The sequence below is a fragment of the Actinophytocola glycyrrhizae genome (assembly GCF_042653545.1).
Taxonomy (GTDB): domain Bacteria; phylum Actinomycetota; class Actinomycetes; order Mycobacteriales; family Pseudonocardiaceae; genus Actinophytocola; species Actinophytocola glycyrrhizae.
Genome location: NZ_JBHSIS010000011.1, coordinates 1 through 22,417 on the forward strand (window position 1 = coordinate 1; position 22,417 = coordinate 22,417).

20 protein-coding genes are annotated in these 22,417 nt (G+C 70.7%); 13 read left to right on the forward strand and 7 right to left on the reverse strand.

Annotated elements, in window-relative coordinates:
* The first annotated feature begins 164 nt into the window (after positions 1–164).
* From ACFPCV_RS24950 to ACFPCV_RS24965, 4 genes are read left to right on the forward strand one after another with little or no spacing between them, the layout of a single operon-like run.
* Positions 165–1,025, forward strand: coding sequence for a GNAT family N-acetyltransferase (locus tag ACFPCV_RS24950; RefSeq protein ID WP_378058757.1), 861 nt, complete (start codon positions 165–167; stop codon positions 1,023–1,025).
* Positions 1,022–1,768, forward strand: a complete 747-nt coding sequence (locus tag ACFPCV_RS24955) for a type 1 glutamine amidotransferase (protein WP_378058758.1) — start codon at positions 1,022–1,024, stop codon at positions 1,766–1,768. Before ACFPCV_RS24950 ends, ACFPCV_RS24955 begins: the two co-directional genes overlap by 4 nt.
* Positions 1,769–1,771: 3 nt before the next feature.
* Entirely contained in the window at positions 1,772–4,735 is a 2,964-nt protein-coding gene (locus ACFPCV_RS24960) for a bifunctional [glutamine synthetase] adenylyltransferase/[glutamine synthetase]-adenylyl-L-tyrosine phosphorylase (protein WP_378058759.1), read from the forward strand.
* 8 nt (positions 4,736–4,743) lie between these two features.
* On the forward strand, positions 4,744–5,163 hold the full coding sequence (locus ACFPCV_RS24965) for an acyl-CoA thioesterase (RefSeq protein ID WP_378058760.1): 420 nt from the start codon (positions 4,744–4,746) through the stop codon (positions 5,161–5,163).
* A 73-nt stretch (positions 5,164–5,236) separates the two neighbouring features.
* Here ACFPCV_RS24965 and glnA read toward each other — a convergent pair whose 3' ends face one another.
* Positions 5,237–6,661, reverse strand: a complete 1,425-nt coding sequence (gene glnA / locus ACFPCV_RS24970) for a type I glutamate--ammonia ligase (protein WP_378058761.1) — start codon at positions 6,659–6,661, stop codon at positions 5,237–5,239.
* A 174-nt stretch (positions 6,662–6,835) separates the two neighbouring features.
* Here glnA and ACFPCV_RS24975 point away from each other — a divergent pair, with 174 nt between their 5' ends.
* Both ACFPCV_RS24975 and ACFPCV_RS24980 read left to right on the forward strand, forming a co-directional pair.
* Positions 6,836–7,312 carry an RDD family protein gene (locus ACFPCV_RS24975; protein WP_378058763.1) on the forward strand — a complete coding sequence of 159 codons (477 nt, stop codon included), beginning with the start codon at positions 6,836–6,838 and terminating at the stop codon, positions 7,310–7,312.
* A 69-nt stretch (positions 7,313–7,381) separates the two neighbouring features.
* Positions 7,382–9,397: a sensor histidine kinase gene (locus ACFPCV_RS24980; RefSeq protein WP_378058764.1), complete on the forward strand. Its 2,016-nt coding sequence runs from the start codon at positions 7,382–7,384 to the stop codon at positions 9,395–9,397.
* Here the strand turns inward: ACFPCV_RS24980 and ACFPCV_RS24985 are convergent.
* Positions 9,375–9,968, reverse strand: a complete 594-nt coding sequence (locus ACFPCV_RS24985) for a Uma2 family endonuclease (protein ID WP_378058765.1) — start codon at positions 9,966–9,968, stop codon at positions 9,375–9,377. The genes ACFPCV_RS24980 and ACFPCV_RS24985 overlap by 23 nt on opposite strands.
* Positions 9,969–10,030: 62 nt before the next feature.
* Positions 10,031–10,759 carry a DUF4191 domain-containing protein gene (locus ACFPCV_RS24990; RefSeq protein ID WP_378058766.1) on the reverse strand — a complete coding sequence of 243 codons (729 nt, stop codon included), beginning with the start codon at positions 10,757–10,759 and terminating at the stop codon, positions 10,031–10,033.
* A gap of 98 nt (positions 10,760–10,857) precedes the next feature.
* On the opposite strand from ACFPCV_RS24990, the gene ACFPCV_RS24995 reads away from it, so the two are divergent.
* From ACFPCV_RS24995 to ACFPCV_RS25020, 6 genes are all read left to right on the forward strand, one after another.
* The gene (locus tag ACFPCV_RS24995) at positions 10,858–12,954 is read left to right on the forward strand and encodes an ATP-dependent DNA helicase UvrD2 (RefSeq protein ID WP_378058767.1); all 2,097 of its coding nucleotides are present in this window, start codon (positions 10,858–10,860) and stop codon (positions 12,952–12,954) included.
* 452 nt (positions 12,955–13,406) lie between these two features.
* Positions 13,407–13,778 (forward strand): WhiB family transcriptional regulator, encoded by a 372-nt coding sequence (locus tag ACFPCV_RS25000; RefSeq protein WP_378058768.1) that lies wholly within the window; start codon positions 13,407–13,409, stop codon positions 13,776–13,778.
* Positions 13,775–14,002 (forward strand): hypothetical protein, encoded by a 228-nt coding sequence (locus ACFPCV_RS25005; RefSeq protein WP_378058769.1) that lies wholly within the window; start codon positions 13,775–13,777, stop codon positions 14,000–14,002. Before ACFPCV_RS25000 ends, ACFPCV_RS25005 begins: the two co-directional genes overlap by 4 nt.
* 913 nt (positions 14,003–14,915) lie before the next feature.
* Positions 14,916–15,500, forward strand: a complete 585-nt coding sequence (locus ACFPCV_RS25010; RefSeq protein WP_378058770.1) for a DUF742 domain-containing protein — start codon at positions 14,916–14,918, stop codon at positions 15,498–15,500.
* Positions 15,501–15,524: 24 nt separating this feature from the next.
* Complete coding sequence (locus ACFPCV_RS25015; RefSeq protein WP_378058771.1) at positions 15,525–16,412, forward strand: class I SAM-dependent methyltransferase; 888 nt, start codon at positions 15,525–15,527, stop codon at positions 16,410–16,412.
* Between the two features lie 16 nt (positions 16,413–16,428).
* Entirely contained in the window at positions 16,429–16,620 is a 192-nt protein-coding gene (locus ACFPCV_RS25020; RefSeq protein WP_378058772.1) for a hypothetical protein, read from the forward strand.
* A gap of 112 nt (positions 16,621–16,732) precedes the next feature.
* Here the strand turns inward: ACFPCV_RS25020 and ACFPCV_RS25025 are convergent, their stop codons facing one another.
* From ACFPCV_RS25025 to ACFPCV_RS25035, 3 genes are all read right to left on the reverse strand, one after another.
* Positions 16,733–17,614: a hypothetical protein gene (locus ACFPCV_RS25025; protein WP_378058773.1), complete on the reverse strand. Its 882-nt coding sequence runs from the start codon at positions 17,612–17,614 to the stop codon at positions 16,733–16,735.
* Between the two features lie 101 nt (positions 17,615–17,715).
* On the reverse strand, positions 17,716–19,023 hold the full coding sequence (locus ACFPCV_RS25030) for an ABC1 kinase family protein (protein ID WP_378058774.1): 1,308 nt from the start codon (positions 19,021–19,023) through the stop codon (positions 17,716–17,718).
* Complete coding sequence (locus tag ACFPCV_RS25035; protein WP_378058775.1) at positions 19,013–20,131, reverse strand: TOMM precursor leader peptide-binding protein; 1,119 nt, start codon at positions 20,129–20,131, stop codon at positions 19,013–19,015. Before ACFPCV_RS25035 ends, ACFPCV_RS25030 begins: the two co-directional genes overlap by 11 nt.
* A gap of 123 nt (positions 20,132–20,254) precedes the next feature.
* On the opposite strand from ACFPCV_RS25035, the gene ACFPCV_RS25040 reads away from it, so the two are divergent.
* On the forward strand, positions 20,255–20,785 hold the full coding sequence (locus ACFPCV_RS25040) for a M48 metallopeptidase family protein (protein ID WP_378058776.1): 531 nt from the start codon (positions 20,255–20,257) through the stop codon (positions 20,783–20,785).
* A gap of 248 nt (positions 20,786–21,033) precedes the next feature.
* On the opposite strand, the gene ACFPCV_RS25045 is transcribed toward ACFPCV_RS25040, so the two are convergent.
* Entirely contained in the window at positions 21,034–22,362 is a 1,329-nt protein-coding gene (locus tag ACFPCV_RS25045) for a zinc-dependent metalloprotease (protein WP_378058777.1), read from the reverse strand.
* Positions 22,363–22,417 lie beyond the last annotated feature (55 nt).

A 22,417-nucleotide genomic window follows, 5' to 3' on the forward strand; every position in this document is an offset into this window, starting at 1 on the left:
AAGCTAAGCCCACCAGCGCCGATGGTACTGCACTCGACAGGGTGTGGGAGAGTAGGACACCGCCGGACATTCTTTCCAAGAGGCCTCGCTGGCAACAGCGAGGCCTCTTTGGCGTCTCCAGTTAATTCGGTGGACCTGGCTGCCGATTGGCGTGACCCTAGGGCATGGACCTGCGGCTGCACGAGGATCCGCGGGCGTTCAAGGCGCTCGCCGGTCCGTTCTTCGGTACTGACCCTCTTCGGCACACGATGGCGCTCACCGTGATGGCCCGCTTCCTCGGGATGTCCCGTGCGCAGGCGTCGATCATGGGCACGCTGCACGACAACGGTGAACTCATCGGTGTGGCACTTCGCACACCGCCGTGGCCGGTCATCGTCTCCGGTCTGCCGACGGATCCCGACGTTCTCGACAGCTTCCTCACCCAGTGGCTCGAGGCCGACCCCGAGCTGCCCGGTGTGAGCGGTCCGGCCGAGAACGCGCACGCGGTCGCCGACGTCTGGACGAGGCGGACCGGCGGTACGACCAATGTCACACTCGCTTCCAGGCTCTTCCGGCTCGGCGAGCTGGCACCACCCACCACGACCGGGCATGCCAGGGCCGCCACCGAGGACGATGTCGATCTGCTCGTCACGTGGCGGAACGAGTTCGAGATCGAGGCCATCGGGTTCCAGCGGGGCGCCGCCGACGTGCCGTCCGAGATCCGGCGCAGGTTCGAGATCGGTGACGTCGTCACCCTCTGGGAGGACGGCGGCAAACCGGTCGCGTGGGCCAACGCGAGCAGGCCCATCGGCGGCATGTCCCGGGTCGGGCCCGTCTACACCCCGCCCGGGCACCGCGGGCACGGGTACGGCTCGGCGGTCACCGCGGCCGTCTCCCAGCAGGCCGTGGACGCCGGTGCGACCGATGTCATCCTTTTCGCCGACCTCGCGAATCCGACGTCGAACTCCATCTACCGGAAGATCGGCTACCGCCCGGTGTACGACTCGACGGAGCTCGAATTCACCCGGCTACCCTCGACGATGTGACACCTCCACGCCTGCTCGTCATCCAGCCCGACGAGCAAGATCCGATCGGCCCGCTCGGCGACTGGCTCACCGGCGCCGGCGCCGAACTGGACACCCGCCTGCCGGGGGCCATCCCGGAGAGCACCGACGGCTACCAGGGGCTGGTGTGTCTCGGCGGTCACATGGGTGCCTACGACGACCTCGACCATCCGTGGCTCGCGGACGTCCGCCGGCTCCTGGCCGAGGCCACCACCAAGGGGCTGCCCGCACTGGCGATCTGCCTCGGTGCGCAGCTCCTCGCCGTCGCCACCGGTGGCCGCGTGGTCAGGGGGCCGGACGGGCCGGAGGTCGGCCCGCTGCTCGTCGCGAAACGGGACGTCGGCTGGAACGACCCCCTGTTCGCGGATCTGCCGTTCATGCCGGACGTCATGCAGTTCCACTCCGACATCGTCGAGCAGTTGCCGCCCAACGCGTCCCTGCTGGCGGCGTCGACGCTCTACCCGCACCAGGCGTTCCGCGTCGGCCGCGCCGTCTACGGTCTCCAGTTCCACATCGAGACCACCGCGGAGCTCGTCGAGCGCTGGGCGGCGAACAACCCGGACACCGCCGAGTTCGCGCGGCCCGGTGAGCTGTCGCACGACCGGCTGGTCCAGGCGCACGCCGACCTCGAGGAGACGTGGCGGCCGTTCGCGGCCAAGTTCGTCCGGCTCGTCGCCGGTGAGCTGGCTTCGGCCGGCAAGCCGCTGCCGCTGATCCAGCACTGAGCCATGGGCGACCGCGTGCGTTCCGTCGTCTCCGTCGCCCGCTACGGGCTCACCGACGACCGGGCAGGTGAGCAGCTGCGTGCCGCCGGCTGGTGGGTCGATGGCGCCCCGGTGAAGGAGTTCGAGCCCGTCCTCGTCGCGTTGTCGCGCAGCCCGGACCCGGACCTCGCGTTGCGTGCCGTGGACCGCATGCGGGCCGGTGACGAGGCGGGCTGGTCCGGGCTCAACCAGGCGCTGGCCACCGACCGGGGGCTGCGGGCGCGGCTGCTGTCGGTGCTCGGCGCGTCGACCGCGCTCGGTGACTTCGTGATCGCCCGGCCGGGTGAGTGGCGCAGGCTGCTCACCGACCGGCAGACCTCGCCGGTGCGGTATCCGGGCGCGTTGCTGGCGGCCGTCGAGAACGTCACACCCGCGGCGGCCACCCGTGAGCTGCGGGCCGTCTACCGCGGGTTGCTGCTGGAGGTCGCCGCCGAGGACCTCGCGCACCTCATCGAGCCGGACCTGCCCGCACTCGACTACCAGCAGACCACCGCCCGCCTCACCTACCTCGCAGAGGCCGCGATCCGCGCCGCGCTCGAGGTCGCCGAGACCGAGGCCGGGGCCGCGAGCGAGAAGTGCCGGTTCACGGTCATCGCGATGGGCAAGACCGGTGGCCGTGAGCTGAACTACGTGTCCGACGTGGACGTGCTGTTCGTCGCCGACGGTGACCTCGATGTCGCGACCCGGCTCGCCACCACCACGATGCGGGTCGCGACCCGCGCCTGTTTCGAGGTGGACGCCGCGCTGCGTCCGGAAGGCAAGGCGGGCCCGCTGGTCCGCACGCTCGACGGGCACACCAGCTACTACAAGCGGTGGGCCCGCACGTGGGAGTTCCAGGCGCTGCTCAAGGCTCGTCCCATCGCGGGTGATCCCGGGCTGGGGCAGGAGTACCTCGACGCGGTCCGGCCGATGGTGTGGACGGCGGCCGACCGCGACAACTTCGTCGACGACGTGCGGGCCATGCGCCGCCGGGTCGAGGACCACGTGCCGACCGAGATCGCCGACCGTGAGCTGAAGCTTGGCCGCGGCGGTCTGCGGGACGTCGAGTTCGCCGTCCAGCTGCTGCAGTTGGTGCACGGCCGCAACGACGAGGCGCTACGGCTCGGGTCGACCGTCGACGCGCTCGCGATGCTCGGCGACCGCGGCTATGTGGGCCGCACCGACGCCGCCGAGCTGGGGGAGAGCTACCGGTTCCTGCGCACGCTGGAGCACCGGCTCCAGCTGCAGCGGCTGCGCCGCACCCACCTGTTCCCCGCCGACACCGACGTTGACGAGCTGCGCTGGCTCGCGCGGGGCGCCGGGGTGAAACCTGCGCGCGGCAAACCGGAGTGGCAGGTGCTCCTCGACGATTTCCGCAGGCACGTGCGCCGGATCCGCAGGCTGCACGAGAAGCTGTTCTACCGGCCGCTGCTGGAGGCCGTGGCCAGGGTGCCGACGAACGCGTTGCGGCTGACCGCGAAGCAGGCCGAGGCGCGGCTGGCCGCGCTCGGGTTCGCCGGGCCGGACGGTGCGCTGCGGCACATCCAGGCGCTCACGACCGGGGTGTCGCGCCGGGCCGCCATCCAGAGCGCGTTGCTGCCCGCGTTGCTGGACCTGTTCGCGAACACGCCGGACCCGGACGCCGGTCTGCTCGCTTACCGGCGCGTGTCGGAGGCTCTGGCTGCGACCCCGTGGTATCTGCGGGTGCTGCGGGACGAGGGCGCGGTCGTCGAACGGCTCGCGCACCTGCTCGGCACGTCGAAGATGGTGCCGGAGCTGCTGACCAGGGCACCCGAGGTGCTGCAGATGCTCGGTGACGTCGACAAGCTCGCCGGGCGCGACCCCGATGAGGTGGCGCGGTCGTTGCGGCAGGCGGTGAACCGGCACGGCTACCTGCCGAACGCGGTCACCGCGGCCAGGTCGTTCCGCAGGCACGAGCTGCTGCGGGTCGCGTCGGCGGACCTGCTGGGGTTCATGGACACCCTGTCGGTGTGCCATGCGCTGTCGACGGTGTGGGCGGCGGTGTTGCAGTCGGTGCTGGCGGCCGTGGACCGGGCGGAGGCGGTGGCCGCCGGTGGTCGGCTGGCGACGATCTCGGTGATCGGCATGGGGCGCCTCGGCGGTGCCGAGCTCGGGTACGGGTCGGACGCGGACGTGCTGTTCGTGTGCGAGCCGGCCGGTGGCGCGTCCGAGGCGGACGCGGTGAAGTACGCGTCGCGGGTCGCGCAGAGCGTGCGGAAGCTGTTGTCGTCGCCGAGCCAGGACCCGCCGCTGCAGGTGGACGTCGACCTGCGGCCGGAGGGGCGGCAGGGGCCGATCGTCCGCACGCTCGACTCCTACCGCGCCTACTACGCCCAGTGGTCGCAGGTGTGGGAGGCGCAGGCGTTGCTGCGTGCCCGCCCCATCGCGGGCGATGACGACCTCGGTGCGCGGTTCATGGCGTTGGTCGACCCGATCCGCTACCCGGCCGACGGTCTGGACGCCGACCGGATCCGTGAGGTGCGGCGCATCAAGGCCAGGGTGGACACCGAGCGGATGCCGCGTGGTGCCGACCCGGCGATGCACACGAAGCTCGGCAGGGGCGGGCTCGCCGACATCGAGTGGACGGTGCAGCTGCTGCAGTTGCGGTACGCGCACGAGCATCCCGCTCTGCGCACGACCTCCACTGTGGACGCGCTGGTCGCCGCGACCGAGGCGGATCTGGTCGATGAGGTGGACGCGACGGAGATGCGGGAGGCGTGGCTGCTCGCGACCCGCGTCCGCAACGCGGCGACCCTGGTGCGTGGCAAGCAGACCGACCAGCCGCCGACGTCCGGGCGGGAGCTGGCGGCGGTCGCCGCGGTGATCCGGGCCGACGTCGAGGCGGATCCGGGTGAGTTCCTCGACTCATACCGTCGCACGTTGCGCCGCGCTCGTGGTGTGGTGGAACGGATCTTCTACGACGACTGAGGTGACGCATGGGGTTCGGCACCAGGATCGAGGTGCGTGGCTACGAGCTGGACTCGCTCGGTCACGTCAACCACGCCGTGTACCACCAGTACGCGGAGGTGGCACGGATGAAGGCGTTCGTCGCCGCCGGTTGTGAGTGGGACGAGCTGGTGCGGCGGCGGATCGGCCCGGTGCTGCTGAGCACGACGGTGAACTTCCGCAGCGAGCTGCGCGGTGGTGACGTGGTGGACGCGTCGTGCGCGGCGAAGTTCGGCACCGGCAAGACGTTCACGCTGGAGCAGGAGATCGTGAAGGTCGACGGCACGCTGTCCGCCGAGGTGTACGGCGTGTACGGGGTGATGGACCTGACCGCGCGGAAGCTGTTCGCCGACCCGCGCGCGGCCCTGGCGTCCGCCGGTGTCGACGTGGACGTGCTGCTGGCGGGTTAGAGGCCGCGCAAGAGAACAGGCCGGCGGTCGGGGTTTCCCCTCGACCGCCGGCCTGTGTCCGTGGGGTCGGCGATCACACGTCGTAGTACAGGGCGAACTCGTACGGGTGCGGGCGCAGGCGGAGCGGGTCGATCTCGTGCTCGCGCTTGAAGGCGATCCAGGTCTCGATCACGTCCGGCGTGAAGACGCCGCCCTCCAGCAGGAACTCGTGGTCCTTCTCAAGGCTGTTCAGCACCGCGTCCAGCGACGCCGGCACGGTCGCGACGTCCTTGGCCTCGTCCGGGGGCAGCTCGTAGAGGTCCTTGTCGATGGGCGTCGGCGGCTCGATCTTGTTCTTGATGCCGTCGAGGCCCGCCATCACCATCGCCGAGAACGCGAGGTACGGGTTGCCGGACGAGTCGGGGCAGCGGAACTCGATGCGCTTGGCCTTCGGGTTCGCGCCGGTGATCGGGATGCGCACGCACGCCGACCGGTTGCGCTGCGAGTACACCAGGTTGATCGGCGCCTCGTAGCCCGGCACCAGCCGGTGGTAGGAGTTGACAGTCGGGTTGGTGAACGCCAGCAGGCTCGGCGCGTGGTGCAGCAGGCCGCCGATGTAGTGGCGGGCCGTGTCGGACAGGCCCGCGTAGCCGGACTCGTCGTGGAACAGCGGCTCGCCGTCCTTCCACAGCGACTGGTGGCAGTGCATGCCGGAGCCGTTGTCACCGAACAGCGGTTTCGGCATGAAGGTGGCGGTGCGGCCCGACTCCCACGCCGTGCCCTTGACGATGTACTTGAACAGCTGCAGGTCGTCGGCCGCGTGCAGCAGCGTGTTGAACTTGTAGTTGATCTCGGCCTGACCGGCGGTGCCCACCTCGTGGTGCGCGCGCTCCACGGTGAACCCGGCGTTGATCAGGTTGAGGGAGATCTCGTCGCGCAGGTCGGCGAAGTGGTCGACCGGCGGCACCGGGAAGTAGCCGCTCTTGTACTTCGTCTTGTAGCCGCGGTTGCCGCCCTCCTCGTCGGCGCCGGTGTTCCACCAGCCCTCGACCGAGTCGATCTCGTGGAAGGAGGCGTTCTCCGTCGAGTCGAACCGCACCGAGTCGAACACGTAGAACTCGGCCTCCGGGCCGAAGAACGCGGTGTCGGCGATGCCGGACTCGGCCAGGTACTGCTCCGCCTTCCGCGCGATGTTGCGCGGGTCACGGCTGTAGGCCTCGCGGGTGAGCGGGTCGTGCACGAAGAAGTTCAGGATGAGCGTGTTCTCGACCCGGAACGGGTCCACGCGCGCGGTCGCCAGGTCGGGCAGCAGGAGCATGTCCGACTCGTGGATCTCCTGGAAGCCGCGCACCGAGGAGCCGTCGAACGCGAGGCCGTCGTTGATGGTGCCCTCGTCGAAGGACTGAGACGGCACGGTGAAGTGCTGCATGATGCCCGGGAGGTCACAGAACCGGACGTCGATGAACTTCACCTCTTCGTCGGAGATGAACTTCAGGACCTCGTCGGAATTCTTGAACACGCTCGTTGGCTCCTTACCTGTACTCCGGGGGCGCTCGCGGTCAAGCTATGAGGGCGGTGTTGCCCGGCCATCACCCCGATGTTTCGCCGGTGTTAACGACGCGCGGCGGACACGGGCCGATGTCGAGCATGCCAGCCTCGATGGCCCGGCGCGACTGGTCCTACCCTGGAGACCGTGAGCAGAGTGACGGGTTCGTGGCTTTCCGGCGGCATCGGCGAGACCGGTGGCGATCCGCAGGAGTGGCCGGGGGAACGGCTCGGCCTTCCCAAGGACGGGCCGGGGTCGGTCGCCACGCGCGGTGTCCGGCTGCTCGCGCTGCTGGTGGACCTCGTGCTGATGACGTTGGTGACCAGCCTGTTCGTCGAGATGGACGTCAACCGGCCGGACGTGATGCAGAGGTTCAACTACATCTCGGTCGCGGTGTGGTTCGTGACCACCTCGGGCATGGTCGCGTTGTTCGGGTTCACGGCGGGCAAGGCGCTGTTCGGGCTGCGGGTCGTGCGCCTGGACGGCAAGCCCATGGTCGGGCCGTTGCGCGCGGTGCCGCGCACCCTGCTGACCGCGCTGCTGCTGCCCGCGGTGATCGGTGACGCCGACAGCCGCGGACTGCACGACAAGGTCACCGGAACCGTCGTCGTCCGTACCCGTTAGGCCCTCGGTGCCCGGTCAGGCCGATTAGGATTCGTCGATCTACTGGCCAGACCGCCCGAGGAGCCGGACATGCGCAGCCGCCGGCGTGGGCAGGCGCTCTCCTTGGCCGTCGTGCTCGGTGTGGCCGGTGTCGGCACCGCGATCGCGTCGGCGGTGTTCACGCAGGTCGACGACGCGTGGGGGTACTCGGCGTATGACCCGGTGCCGCTGAACATCGCGGTCGCGGTGTTCTTCTCGGCCATGGGGGTGCTGGTCATCTGGCACGCACCTGGCAACGTGCTCGGCTGGACCATGCTGGTGATCGCCGCGTGGGCCGGCGTCGGCGTGCTGCTGACCGTACTGACCGGGACGTCGGGTTCGCCGGTGCTCGGGTGGCTGCAGTCGTGGCTGTGGGCGCCGCCGATCTGGGCCGTCACCGCGCTGCTGCCGATGATCTACCCCGACGGGAGGATGCCGGGCCGCCGCTGGCGGTGGGCGGTGGCGCTGACCGGTGTCGGCATGGTCGTCTACTGCACCGGCCTCGCGTTCGACGACGCCCTGTTCGTCGGCAGGCGCACCGTCGAGAACCCGTTCGCGCGCCCGTCGCTGGCGGCCCCGCTGCTCGCGGCAGGCGAGTACCTGCTGCTCGGCGCGACGATCCTTGCCGTCGGCGGGCTGGTGTGGCGCTGGCTGCGGGCCAACGGCGTGCACCGGCGGCGGATCACACTGCTGTTGTGCGCCTTCGCGTTCGGCGCGGTGCAGGCGGTGGTGCGCGACAGCATCCCCGGTCAGCTGCCCGCCGTGCTGGAGCGCGGGCTGGAGGTGCTGGCGTTCGCGCTGGTGCCGCTGGCGATCGCGGTGGCGGTGACCAGGGACCGCCTGTACGACCTGGACCAGGCGGTGCGTCACGCGGTCGTCGGGGTGGCGTCGGCGGGCACGGTGCTCACGTGCTATCTCGGCGGGTACGCGGTGCTGGCCGCCGTGCTGCCGCCGTCGGTCGTGCCGGGTTCGGTGCTGGCGGTCGCGGTGGCGGGCGCGGCTCTGTTCCCCGTGACGCTGCTGCTGGTCCGGCGGGTTCGGTCGCTGCTGTGGGGGCGGCGGGTGGACGTGGTCGAGCTGGTTGTCGGCCTCGGCAACCGGATGCGTGACCAGCTCGAGTCGGCCAAGGTGCCCGCCGTGGTGTGCGAGCAGCTCGTGCGGTCGTTACGGCTGCGGATGGCGCAGCTGGACCTGGCGACCGACAGCGGTCTGCGGCGGCTCGCGCAGGTCGGTTCGATGGACCGGTCCGGCGGCGCGAACCCGGAGCGGTTCCCGCTCTGGTACCGGGGTGTGCGGGTCGGGCAGCTGATGGTCCTTCCCGCCGACGGCCATCCCTACCTGGACGAACGCATGGCGCAAGCGCTTGCGGCCCTCGCTGACCAGGTGGCGCCGGTGGTGGCGGCGCTGCGGCTGGACGAGGAGCTGCTCCGCTCCCGCGAGCAGGTGGTGACGGCGCGGGAGGAGGAACGGTCCCGCCTGTCCCGCGAACTGCACGACAACGTCGGCCCCACGCTGGCGGGCACCCGCATGCAGATCGAGGCCGTGCGTCCCCTGCTGCCTGCCGACTTCGGCGGTGCCGGGTTGGTGGACCGCGCGATGCAGGGCATCGACGACGCGCTCCGCACGTTGCGCCGGGTCGTGCACGGCCTGCGGCCCCCGGAGCTCGACGCGCTGGGGCTGTCCGGCGCACTGCGTGAGCTGGCGGTGTTCCTGTCCGGCCCGTCGCTGAAGGTGGACACGACACTGCCCACCGAATTGGGCCCGCTGTCGAAGCAGGTGGAGGTGGCCGCGTACCGCATCGTCGCCGAGGCGCTGACGAACGTGGTCCGGCACGCACGGGCCACCCGCGCCGAGATCACGGTGACCCTGACCGACGGCCGCCTTGCGGTGGAGGTCCGCGACGACGGTGTGGGCGTCGCCGCGGGGACCGGCAAGAACGGCATGGGCATGCGTTTCATGGCACAACGAGCCCGCGAGATCGACGGCGAGTTCTCCTGCGAGAGCGACGAAGGCGGCACCGCCGTGCGGGCCGTGCTGCCCGCGGTCACACCAGCCGGTCGAGGGTGATCTCCGCGGGGAACGGCACGTCGGTCCGGAAGGTCCCGGTCGCCGTCTGGTCGTTCTGGTACCCGAACTGCTCGGTCAGCCGGCACGCCGTCAACGAGACCGGATCGTCGCTGTCGACGATCCAGTAGTTCGGAATCCCGGCATCCGCGTAGTCGTTGCGCTTGTGCACGTGGTCGATCCGCTTCGAGCTGGGCGAGACGATCTCCACCACCAGCAACACCTCGGATGCCCGGATCAGCCCGCCTTCGGCGCGTACTCGCTTGCGAGCACCGCTGTGCACGACCATGAGGTCTGGGCGTCGGCTCGAACCCGGCTCGTCGGCGGAGACCAGGTCCAGGTCGACATCCATGTTCAGCTGGACCTCGAAGTCCGCCGGTACCAGAGACCGCAGCTCGACACCGAGTTCGAACCCGGCATTGTTGTGGTCCGGGACAGGACTCGGCGACATGATCAGGCGGCCTTCGATGAGTTCGGTGTAGCCGTGCTCGGTCTCACCGAGCGCGGCGTACTCCCCAATGGTCAGCAGGTGGACGGAGTCGTCGGCTGACTCGTCCAGCGAATGAACGGTCATCGCGTCTCCTTCCAGGTGCCGGCCACGTTCTCACGAGGCACCGACAATTCTGGGGCGTCCGGTCAGCGGCGGCGAATCGTGCGCTGGACGTTGCGCATCTTCGCGCCCTGGGGCATCGGGCCCTTCGGCATCTGGGTGCCGCGGGCCGCGAGCGCCGACAGCCGCTTCTCCAGCGTGTCGATCTGCGCGGGCTTCAGGTTGTTCGGCAGCTTCATGATCGTCTGCTGGATCTTGCGGAGCGGGACCTGGTTCTCCTCGTTGCCGACGGTGAAGTCGTAGATCGGGGTGTCGCCGACCACGCGCGCCACGCGCTTCTTCTCCTGCGCGAGCAGCGTCTTCACCCGGTGCGGCGCGCCCTCCGCGACAAGGACGACGCCGGGACGGCCCAGTACCCGGTGGACGGCGTCGAGCTGCGTGGTGCCCGCGACCGTCGGGGTCACCCGCCAGCGGCCGCGCATGTTCTCCAGCGCCCACGCCGCGGCACCCGGCTGGCCGTCGGCCTTCGTGTACACGTTCTTCTGCACGCGGCGGCCGAACAGGATCACGGCCGCGAGCAGGCCGAACGCGATGCCGACCGGCAGCAGGAACCACTGGATGCCCCAGATGAGGCCAAGGCCGAAGAACACCCCCGCGACCACCAGGAAGGCGACCAGCATCAGCGGGATGAGCGCCTTGTCCTCCTTGCGTTGCATGTTGAACGCCTGGAAGATCTGCTTGCGCTTGGCCTTGGACGCTTGTTTCCGAGCCTTCTTCGCCTCGGCGGCCGCCGCCTTGTCCACCTTCTGAGCCATAAACCCCAGGATACGGTGCGCACCCAACACCGGACTCGGGCGGCCGTGCACCGTGTCCGTCGAACGGTTCCCCGCGCCGATCTGTCAGGATGCCGGGCATGGGTGTCGTGGCTGTCGATGATTCCGAGGGCAACGCAGGCGCCACCGGACTGGACCCCGAGCAGCTGGCCGCGATCAACGCGCCGAGGGGGCCCGTCTGCATCCTCGCGGGTGCGGGCACCGGCAAGACCCGCACGATCGTGCACCGCATCGCCCACCTCATCCATTCGGGGCACGTCGCCGCAGGTCAGGTACTGGCCGTGACGTTCACGGCGCGGGCCGCGGGGGAGATGCGGACCCGGCTGCGCGGGCTCGGCATCCACGGCGCGCAGGCACGCACCTTCCACGCCGCCGCCCTTCGCCAGCTGCGGTACTTCTGGCCGCGCGTCGTGGGCGGGCAGCAGTGGGACCTGCTCGAAGGCAAGCTCCGGCTGGTCGGGCAGGCCGCGCACAAGGCGGGGGCGGGCACCGAGTCCGAGGTGCTGCGCGACCTCGCCTCCGAGATCGAGTGGGCGAAGGCGTCCCTGGTCGGCCCGGACGACTACGCCGCGGAGGTGGCGAAGCTGCGCAGGCAGCCACCCGCGCCCGCCGAGCAGGTCGCGCAGGTGTACCGGTGGTACGAGTCGATGAAGACGCGCGCCAACCAGCTCGACTTCGACGACCTGCTCCTGCACACCGCGGCCGCGCTGGAGGAGCACTCGGCGGTCGCCGAGGAGTTCCGCGACCGCTACCGCTGCTTCGTCGTCGACGAGTACCAGGACGTGACGCCGCTGCAGCAGCGCGTGCTCGACGCGTGGCTGGGGGAGCGGGACGACCTGACGGTGGTCGGCGACGCGAACCAGACGATCTACTCCTTCGCGGGCGCGTCGGCCAGGCCCCTGCTGAACTTCACCCGCCGCTTCCCGCACGCGACCGTGGTCCGGCTCGAACGGGACTACCGGTCCACCCCCGAGGTCGTCACGCTCGCCAACCGGGTGATCGGCGCCGCGCGCGACCGGCCCGCCGGGTCGCGGCTGCGGCTGGTCGGTCAGCGCGCACCCGGCCCGGCCCCGGCGTTCGCCGAGCACGAGGACGAGCCCGCGGAGGCGGCGGCGGCCGCCAGGAAGATCTCCGAGCTGATCGATGCCGGCACGCCCGCCAGCGAGATCGCCGTCCTGTACCGGGTGAACGCCCAGTCGGAGGCCTTCGAGCAGGCGCTGGCCGAGCTGGAGATCCCCTACCTGGTTCGGGGCGGCGAACGGTTCTTCATGCGCACCGAGGTCCGGCAGGCGACGGCCGCGCTGCGCACCGCGGCCGTGCACAAGCCGACCGGTGAGCTGCCGAAGCTGGTGCGTGAGCTGCTCGCGCCGCTCGGCCTCACCGCCGACCCGCCCAGCGGCGGCGCGGCGCGCGAACGGTGGGAGTCGCTGCTCGCGCTGGTCGAGCTGGCCGAGGAACTGGCAACGACGGTAGATGGCGCGGACCTCCCGCAGTACATCGTCGAGCTGGACATGCGGGCGCGGGCCCAGCACCCGCCGACCGTGGAGGGCGTGACACTCGCGTCGCTGCACGCGGCGAAGGGCCTGGAGTGGGACGCGGTGTTCCTCGTCGGCCTCGTCGAAGGGACGATGCCGATCCTGCACGCCGACGGCAACGACGCGGCGATCGAGGAGGAACGGCGGCTCCTCTACGTCGGCGTCACCCGTGCGCGGCAGTACCTGTCACTCTCCTGGGCGACGGCACGGTCGGAGAGCAACCGCCGTCCACGCCGCCGCAGCCGGTTTCTCTACGGACTGATCCCCGAGGACCACCCGACGTCGAGGCTCACCCGCGCCCGTCAGCAGGCCGGTGTCGCGCCGACGCTGTGCCGCGTCTGCGGCAGGCAGCTCGTCGGGGCGGTCGCGACGAAGCTCGGCCGCTGCTCGAACTGCCCGGCCGACATCGACGATGAACTGCTCGCGCGTCTGCGGGAGTGGCGCGCCAAGCGTGCGCGGATGCTCAAAGTGCCTGCGTACGTGGTGTTCACCGACGCGACCCTCACCGCGATCGCCGAGCAGCGGCCGATGGACTCGGCCGGCCTGGTCGCGATCGCGGGCATCGGCGCGAGCAAGCTCGAGAAGTTCGGTTCGGAGGTGCTCGCGCTGCTCGCGGGCACCGCCCCATCGGGTGACGTTTGACCCATCGGGAAGAAGTCCCGAAAAACCTGTTGCGCCGCTCTGATCGGGCCTAATAGCCTGCAGTGGTCAGGTCGGAAGGGCCTGAAGTTCTCAAGGACAGTGGGGAGGTGGCCATCGTGAGGAACTTGACTCTGATCAAGTGCACCCCGGGCTACCCCATGTCCATGACGGGGCACCTCTCTGTCTTCCGCGGCGCCCGTTCGGCGCACCTGCCGGTCATTGTCGAGCGCAAGCGGTCCGTCGGCGTCCCGACGGCCGACGCCGCGCGCGTGCAGACCCAGACCATCGATCTTCCGTGCATTGTGTCCGCTCCACCTCACGAGCGAAGGACTTGACCGACAGGTCAAGAACCAAGGCTCACGAAGGCCGCGGACCCGGAAACGGATCCGCGGCCTTCGTGTTTTTCAGGTCAGAACCGCGACAAGAGAACACTGAACAAGGAGTAAACCCTGATGAGTACCGCGACGGTCCCACTGGAGAGTGGGGCACCACCGGACCTTCTCGGCGTGAGCGACCTGCTCGACGTGGCACCTTCGGCCGGGCTCGACCTGCCATGCCGCTCGGGCGACAACCCCGACCTGTGGTTCGCCGACACCCCGGCGGAGCTCGAGCAGGCCAAGCGGCTCTGCGTGGACTGCCCGGTCCGCTCGGAGTGCCTGGCCGGCGCGCTGGCACGGCAGGAGCCGTGGGGCGTGTGGGGTGGCGAGATCTTCGAGCGCGGTGCGGTCATCGCACGCAAGCGGCCCCGTGGCCGTCCGCGCAAGGAGGACGTCGCTCGTGAGGCGGCCGAGCGTGCTGCCCGTGCACAGGAGGCAGCGGCATGACCAAGTACCTGCTCGACAAGCCGACCAACCATGTGGACCTGATCGTTCCGGAGGGAACCAAGACAATGTTGCTCTACGAAAATCTCGCGAGAGAACGAATGCGTGAGGCGGAGCAGGAGGCTGCCGAGCAGCGCCTGGTCCGCCGGTTGAACTCGGCACGCCGCTGGGAGCGTCTTTCGACGTGGGCGGCCAGACGCGCGAGCCGCGCGCAGGACCTGCTCTAGTTCAACCAGCACAACGACGACATCGCCCGCCCCGGCCCCGCCGGAGCGGGCGATGCCGCGTCCCGGCGGCATTGCGCCGGAACGCTCCGGCCTGGCATTCCTTCGCGAAAGCACGCGACATCACGACTTCCTCCTCGGGCTTGCCGTGTGTCGACAGGAACCGTTGCCGCACAATGGGTTCGCGTCACATCGATGTCGCGGCGACCAAGCGCGCGGAACGCCACACGCAACCCGGGTCAGCGGGCACGGAACGTGCCGGAAACATCGCTGTCACCGACGGCGAACGCATCAGTCGTATCGTGCTGGGTTGGTTCGACCCGGAATTCCCCGGAACGGGGCGGAGATGACACGAGACGACGGTTCGCAGAACACGGCCACCACCGGCAGGCGGCGGCCTGACAAAGGCAAGCGAACCAAAGGCGTCGGCCGCACCGGCGCACGCTTCCCCGCCACCCACGACGAAGAACCGGAAGAACCGGAAACGACAACCGACCCCACCCCGGCCCCCGCCCCCGAGGCAACACAACCATCAGCACCGGGCCCCGCCCCCGCCCCCTCCCCACCCGCCGCCTCCACCTCCTCGTCTTCTCCCCACCCCTCATCAGCGCACGCTTCGCCCGCCCACGCTTCGCGCACCCGAGGGTCGGCCGCCCCTGGTTCGGCTGCCCACGCGTCGGCCGCTCACGGTTCGCCCGCCCCCGCGCCGGTTGTCCGGGGCTCGGCCGACTACGGGTCTACCGCCTACGGGCGCACCGAACATGGGTCGCCTGACCATGGGCAGCACGACAACAGGTTGTCTGGCCAGGGATTTCCCGGCTATGGGGTGCCTGTCGCTGGGTTGCCCGATTACGGCGTGCCCGTCGACGGCCCAACCGACCACGGTGTGCCCATTTACGGTTCGGCCGATGGTGGCGTGCGTGCCGACGGGCGGGGTGAGGTCGCCTCGCGCGCCGAGGACGTGGACGACGACACCCCGGTCGTCGGGCGCACCGGTGCTCGGTTCGGGCCGTACTCCGTGCGCAAAACCAAGCGTGCCAGAGAGTTCGACACCGGGAGCACCCACGTTGTCGAAGACTCCGTCGTCGAGACGGTGCCCGGTGAGCCAACGCCCGAACAGTCCGCCGAGCGAACCCAGCCGCTCGTCAAACCGTGGGCGGGTGCCCTCGTCCGGCCCTACGCGCACACCGGCGGCCGGACCCGCTCCAGCCGGATGCTCGCGATCGAGGCACTGGTCTCCAGCAGTTGGCGCCCCGGTGTCGGCGACGCCGCGCTCACCAGCCACCACCGGCGGATGATCGTCGACCTGTGTGTCCAGCCGCGATCGGTCGCCGAGGTGGCGGCCTTGCTGTCGGTGCCGCTCGGCGTCGCGCGGGTCCTCCTCGGTGACCTCGCCACCGCGGGCGTGGTCTTCGTCCACCCCACCGCCGGTACCAGCGGCGACGGTGAACCCGACCTCGCGTTCATGCGACGTGTGCTCGTGGGACTGCGGCGCTTGTGACGCTCGGCCGATAGCGTCGTGCCCATGGCGCACAAGCACACCCACGACAACATCGACTGGCCTGCGCGGCTTTCCTCCCTTCGTCGTGCTGACGAGCTTGACGCTCCCTTCAGTCGTGGTGTCGCCGACCGGCTCGTCGATCTCCTCGACGCGACCGCCGAACCGGTGGTCGTCGACATCGGGTCCGGTGGTGGTGGCATGAGCGCCGCGTTCGCCCAGGCCCTCGCGGCACGTGGCGGTGGCCGGGTCGTGCTCAGCGACGCGGTCGACGAGCTGCTCGACCCCGCCACCGCGCTCGTCCGGGACGTCGCCGAGGGCACCGCAGTGGAGGTCGAGGCCGTCCAGGCCGATGCCGCCGGTGGGCAACTCGCGGACCGTCTCCCGCCCGCCGACCTCGTGTGGGCATCACGCGTGGTCCACCACCTCCCCGACCAGCAGGCGGCCGTCGACGAGCTGGCGCGGGTGCTCGCGCCCGGCGGCTGGCTGGCGCTGTCCGAGGGCGGCCTCGCGACCCGGTGCCTGCCGTGGGACCTCGGTGTCGGCGAGCCGGGGCTCGGCGACCGGCTGACCGCGGCACGTGGCGACTGGTTCGTCCGCATGCGTGCCGAGATACCCGGTGTCCGGTCGCTGCCCGTCGGCTGGAACAAGGCGCTCGAGGCGGCCGGACTGACCGGCGTGTTCTCGTTCAGCTACCTGATCGACCACCCGGCGCCCGCTTCCGAAGCGGTCCGGCTGTCCGTCGTGGACTGGATCGCGTGGATGTCCGACGTGGGGGAGGACCAGCTGTCCGACACCGACCGGCAGACCGTCGCCCGTCTGCTCGACCCGGGCGACGAGGCGTACGCGGGCGCACGGGACGACGTGTTCGTCCTCGGTGCCTCGACCGTCTACCTCGGACGGAAACCGTTCTGACGTAGGCTTTCGCGCCATGGTCGACGATCCCGAACCGGCCGCCGCGCACTGCACGCGCTGCGGCCGGTCCCGTGCCGAGGCACCACCTGCGGACGCGCTCGCCTGGGTCATGACCCACGACGAGCGAGGTCGCAGCTGGTTGTGCCCGGCTTGCGCACGCGCCCATGTGCGGGACATCGAGGGGAAACTGCCCGACGAGTACTGGTGAGTCCTGGCGACGTCCCAGAGTCGTCTGCCCGGCCAACCTCGGACGGTGCGTGGACAGGCGAGAATCCTGTGCTGGTTCATGGTCTGAGCTCCTGAGTTCGTGATCCGGTGGGTCAGCCCGCGCGGCGGTGACCGTTCGCCGCCGCTGCCGCGAACGCCGCGACCAGTTCGTCCATCACCGCGGTCGGCGCGGTGGACAGGCGGTGCTGGTCCGTGCGGAAGAGCGTGCGGCCCGCCGCCAACCAGGCACGCGGGTCGTGGTGGCGTGTGCGCGGGCCGACGTCCAACGCCAGCCCCACCTCCGGCCACCAGGCGTCCGGGACACCGAGCAGCATGCCCACGTCGTCGTGGACCGGCACGTGCCACTGCGGTGCGGGCAACGCCGTCCCGCGCAACAGCCGCCGGGCCAGCGTGACCTCCTCCGGGACCACCTCGTCCGCGCTCGCCAAATCCGGTGTCAGCAACGCCCGGACCGCCGCGGAGCCGCGTTGGCTGCCCGCGTCCAGCTCCGTGCGCAGCTCGCCCACCGTGCACGGACCGATCGTCGAGGTCAGCAACACACGCAGCTGTTCGTGGTCCGCCGCGCGCCTCGCCGCGTCCAGCACGGCCCTGGCAAGCGGTGCGTACGGCAGACCCGCGTGCGGCGTCGGTCGCGGCGGCCGGGTCGTGCGCTCCACCGTCAGGTAGGCGCGGCTCGCCAGCCGACGCGTGGCAGGAGCGAGCACCAGCACGTCCGGCAACAGGGGGACGTCGATGCCGTGTGCACGCATCGCGTCGACACCCGACACCACCGAATCCGGGCCCGCGTAGGCGATCGCGGCTCGTAACCGTTGCCGCCTCGTCGGGCGGGCGGCGCTCATCAGCACCACGCCCGGCAGTACGCGCTGCCACGGACCGGAGGGTCGGCAGCGGGTCGTGATCGCGTGGTTCGTCACGCCGTGCGCGCGGAGTTCGGTGATCGTCGCGACGTTGTCGGGGGCGGAGATGTGGTGCATGCCTGGGTGTTCGGCGTGCGGGGCGGCGAGCTGAATGGGTGGGGACGAAGTTGGGGACAACATGTCCGAGCGAATGGGACTTTCGTTCGCCCGGACCGGCCTCAGTCCGCGAAACCCGGCTGCCAGCGGACGATCAGCTCCCGCACCGGCAGCTGGGCGTCCAACTGGCACAGGATGCCCGTCGAACCGCCGAGCACCCGGTGCAGCAACAAGTACTGCGGAGGCAGGTTCAGGGTCCTGCCCGTGCGGAAGTCCTGCCCGCGCATGTTGCTCACCCGCATGGCCTGCTGCTGCATCCACTGCCTGGTGAAGTGGAAGGTCTCGGCCTTCAACGGCTCGACGAACGGCGCCAGGTACGCGTAGACGTGCTCGGCCTCCGGCTGCTGCCGCACGTCCGCGCGGATGAACTGCTCCTCCCGCAACAGGTCCAGCAGCTCATCCGACCTGCCCTCCAGCGCGAGCCGCATCATCCGGCCGTGCGCGGGCGGCAGACCGTCCGGCAGGTGCGCGACCGCGCCGAAGTCGATCACGCACAGGCGGTCGTCCTCGGTCAGCATGAAGTTGCCCGGATGCGGATCCGAGTGCAGCCGCCCCGCCCGCGCAGGGGACGAGTAGTGGAACTCGGCCAGCCGACGACCGGCAAGGTCACGCTCCTCGCGCGACCCGTCGCGGATGACCGACGACAGCGGCCTGCCCTCGACCCACTCGCTGACCAGCACCTTGGGGGCGCTGGCCACCACTCTCGGTACCAGGACGTGTTCGTCACCGGCGAACGCCTTCGCGAACGCCCGCTGGTTGTCGGCCTCCGACCGGTAGTCGAGCTCCTCGCTCATCCGGTCCGACAGCTCCTGGAGCAGCGGCTTGACCTCGGTGCCCGGCACCACCGCCTGGAACAGCTTGCTGAACCGCTGCAGCTGCCGCAGGTCCGACATCAACGCCTGGTCAGCGCCCGGGTACTGGACCTTCACCGCCACCGCGCGGCCGTCGTGCCACACCGCGCGGTGCACCTGACCGATGCTCGCGGCCGCCGCCGGCTTGTCGTCGAACGACGCGAACCGCTCCTCCCACCGGCGGCCCAGCTGCTCGGCGAGCACGCGCCGGGTCGTCTGGCTGCTCATCGGCGGCGCCGCCGACTGCAGCTTCGTCAACGCCTCCCGGTACGGCTCGGCCATGTCGTTGGGCACCGCCGCCTCGAACACCGACAGTGCCTGCCCGAACTTCATCGCGCCGCCCTTGAGGGTGCCGAGCACGGCGAACAGCTGCTCCGCCGTCTTCGCGGACAGCTCGGCACTCACCTGCTCGGCGTTCTGCCCGGCCAGGCGCCTCCCCCAGCCACCGACCGCTCGGCCGGCGACTCCGAGCGGGATGCTGGCGAGCCGCGCAGTTCGTGCCGCGGTCTTACGAGGCATCTCCGTCACGATCCGATTGTCTCAACTCCGCGCCGGTATGCGCAGCAACTTCGGTGCGGTATGCCTGTTCGTCGAGCTGGTGCCGAGCGGCGCCACAGGGGCACCGCGGGTGCGCCGACCAGGCACGATGCCGCACGGTTGCCATGCGTGGCTCCAGTGCGACACTTGTCTCACACGTCGTGGGCCGTTCCCCGGCGCCCCGCAGCCACCCGGCGGCCTCCAGCACCTGCGCCACCGCGAACGCGGCCGTCGCCTGGGTGTTGGTCAGGTCCGTGAGCTGCGTCTGCCCGGCCAGCTGGACGGCGATCTGCGGCCAGCACGCGTCGCGGTCGCTGCGGTGCAGGTCAGCGCACCGCAGGCAGCTCGTCAGGCCCGGCACCACCAGCGGGCCGACGATGCCGATCGTGTCCCGCACCCGCACCAGCAGGTGCGGGATCGCCGCGCGCATCACCATGTCCACCAGTTCCGGTCTCGGCACCAGCGCATCGGTGAGAACGACCAGGTCAGGCGCTCTTGTCACGTCGAACTGGGCGGCACGCACGGTCGGCTCCGCCCTGCGCAGCGCCCGCCGGGCCGCCACCAGCCGCGGCGTCCCGACATCCTCCTCCCGGTAGCCGGTGCCGACGTCCTCCGGGCGGACCACGCCCGTCGCCGCCACGTGTACCCAGCCGACACCCGCCGCCGCGAGCAGACAACCGGTGGCGACCGCCAGCCTGCTCTCGCCCTGCACGGCGACCGCCAGGTCGGCTCGCCCGATCGGGTGGTCGTGCGGTGGCAGACCCGTCATCAGGGCGTGCACCTGGGCCGCCGACCGCTCACCCGCCAGCCGCGCGGGCGCCGGGGTCGCGTCCTCGACGAGACCGTGGTCGCGAAGGCTGTCGAGCAGGTTCGCCAGCGTCTTCCGCTCGGTTGCGTCGAGGCCGTCGGCCAGCTCGTCGGTGGTGCGGTCACCGGTGAACCTTCCCGCGGCCGCCACCACCCGGTCGGGCAGGCCGTCGACCACGACCGCATGCCGGGGATCGAGGCCTATCTGCAGCTCACCGCCCCTGCGCCGCAGGACGGGAAGGCCCGCGACGACGCGTGGCCGGACCGGTGGTCGTTTCGTCATGTGGACAGGTTCGCGGACTCCGGGACGGCGACGAAATCGTTATCCACAGGCTTGCCCAGGTGACCGAGGTCCCGTCCGGGAACGCACTCCGAATTGTCGGTGCGGAGTCGTAACGTGACAGCCGTGGCCGAATCCAGAGTCGAGGTGCGGCGCAGCAAACGCCGCACGCGCACTGTGACCGCGTATCGCGATGGCGACACGCTGGTCGTGTTGATCCCTGCCCGGCTGTCGAAGGCCGAGGAGGCGCACTGGGTCGCCGAGATGCAGCGCAAGCTGCTCAAGGGCGAGCCTCGGAAGCTCCAGCCGGCGAAACCGTCGGACGAGGCGCTGTTACGTCGTTGTGCCGAACTGTCGGCCAAACACCTGCACGGGCGGGCCGCGCCCGCCAGTGTCCGGTGGGTGCCGCCCATGCGGACCAGGTGGGCGTCCTGCACGCCCGCGGACAAGACCATACGGGTGAGTGAGCACCTGAGGTCCGTGCCCGGATGGGTGCTGGACTACGTGCTCGTACACGAGCTCGCGCATCTGCTGGTGCCCTCGCACAACGCCAGGTTCTGGGAGCTGGTGCGGGAGTACCCGCGGACCGATCGGGCCATCGGATATCTGGAGGGGTTGTCGGCTGCCGCCGGGCTGGGGATGGTGACCGAGGACTGATCTGGTCCGTGGCCGGGCCTGGGGGTCCGGGGGAGGGGTTGGCACGGTCGCCGGTCTGGTGGGGCCGGTCGGCAGTGGTGACCCGTACTGGTGCGGCGGTGGGCCGCGCATGAGCTGGGCTTGGCGGGCGGCTTCCGGAGTGGTGGGCTTCGGAAGCCACCTCGCCATGGGGTGTGAAAGCACTGAAGGGTCCTTCGGGACATGTCGTCTCGAAGGACCCTTCAGGCGGATGCTCGGCCTCGGTGGTCTCAGGCCTGCTCGTCGGTGCCCTTGTCCGGGTTCTCCCGGTCACGCTCGGCCTGCTCCTCGCGTTCGAGCGCGGCGATCGGGTCGTCGTCCAGGGCAGGCTTGCGGCCGACGCGCTCGGCGAAGTCCATCGGCTCGTCCAGGTCCTCCGCGGTGGGGACCAGGTCGGGGTGGGCCCAGATGCCGTCGCGGGCCTCGATGCCCTGCTGGTCACCGACCATGCGCCACAGAGCTGCGGCCGCGCGGAGACGCCTCGGGCGGAGTTCCAGGCCGACCAGGGTCGCGAACGTCTGCTCGGCGGGGCCACCGCTCGCGCGCCTGCGGCGCAGGGTCTCGCGGAGGGCGTCCGCACCGGGGAGACGGTCGGTCACCGCGTCGCCGACGACCACGTCCACCCAGCCCTCCACCAGGGCCAGCAGCGTTTCCAGCCTGGTCAGGGCCGCCTTCTGCTCCGGGGTGGTCTGGGGCTCCAGCATGCCCGACTGCATGGCCTCCTCGATCGACGCCGGGTTCGCCGGGTCGATCTGGGTGGCCAGCTGTTCGAGTGCCGCGGTGTCGACGCGGATGCCGCTCGCGAACTCCTCCACCGTCGCCAGCAGCCGCTGCCGCAGCCACGGGACGTGCGCGAACAGCCGCTGGTGCGCCGCCTCCCGCGCGGCGAGGAACACCATCACCTCGCTGTTCGGGCGCTCGAGACCGGCCGTGAACTCCTCGATGTTCTGGGGCAGCAGCGCCACCGTCGCGGGCGGGCCGAGCGGCAGGCCGATGTCCGTGGACGTCAGGACCTCCGAGGCCAGCTGGGCCAGCGCGTTGCCAAGCTGCGAACCGAACGCCATGCCGCCCATCTGGCTGACCATCGACAGCAGCGGCCCCGCCGCCTGCTTCGCCTCCGCGGGCAGCGCCTCCACCCACGCGCCCGACACCCTGCGGGCGACCGGATCGCACAGGCGCTGCCACGTCGGCAGCGTGTTCTCCACCCAGTCCCTCGGTGTCCACGCCTTCACGGCCGTGGCGCCCGCCGGGAGGATCGTCACCGGGTCGAGCCACATCTCCGCGAGGTGCACCGCGTCGGTCACCGCGCCCTGGAACTCCGTCGACGTCCGGAACCCGGTGTCGCCCGAGGTCAGGCGCTGCATCGCGATCTGTTTCGCCAGGTCGTAGTTCACCGGCCCGGCCGAGGTGCCGGCCTGGCTGAGCATCTGCCCGAGCTGGCTGAGCATCTGGCCGAGCTGGTTGAACGCCTCAGCGGGGTTCTCGCCCTGCCCTGAGGGCTCCTTCTTGCCACGGTCGTCCGGGTCCGGCGGTCCGAAGCCAAAGGGAAACTCGGTCATGTGTCCACGGTACGCGGGCACGCCACGCCAGTAACGCGCGGTGATTCGCTCGTCG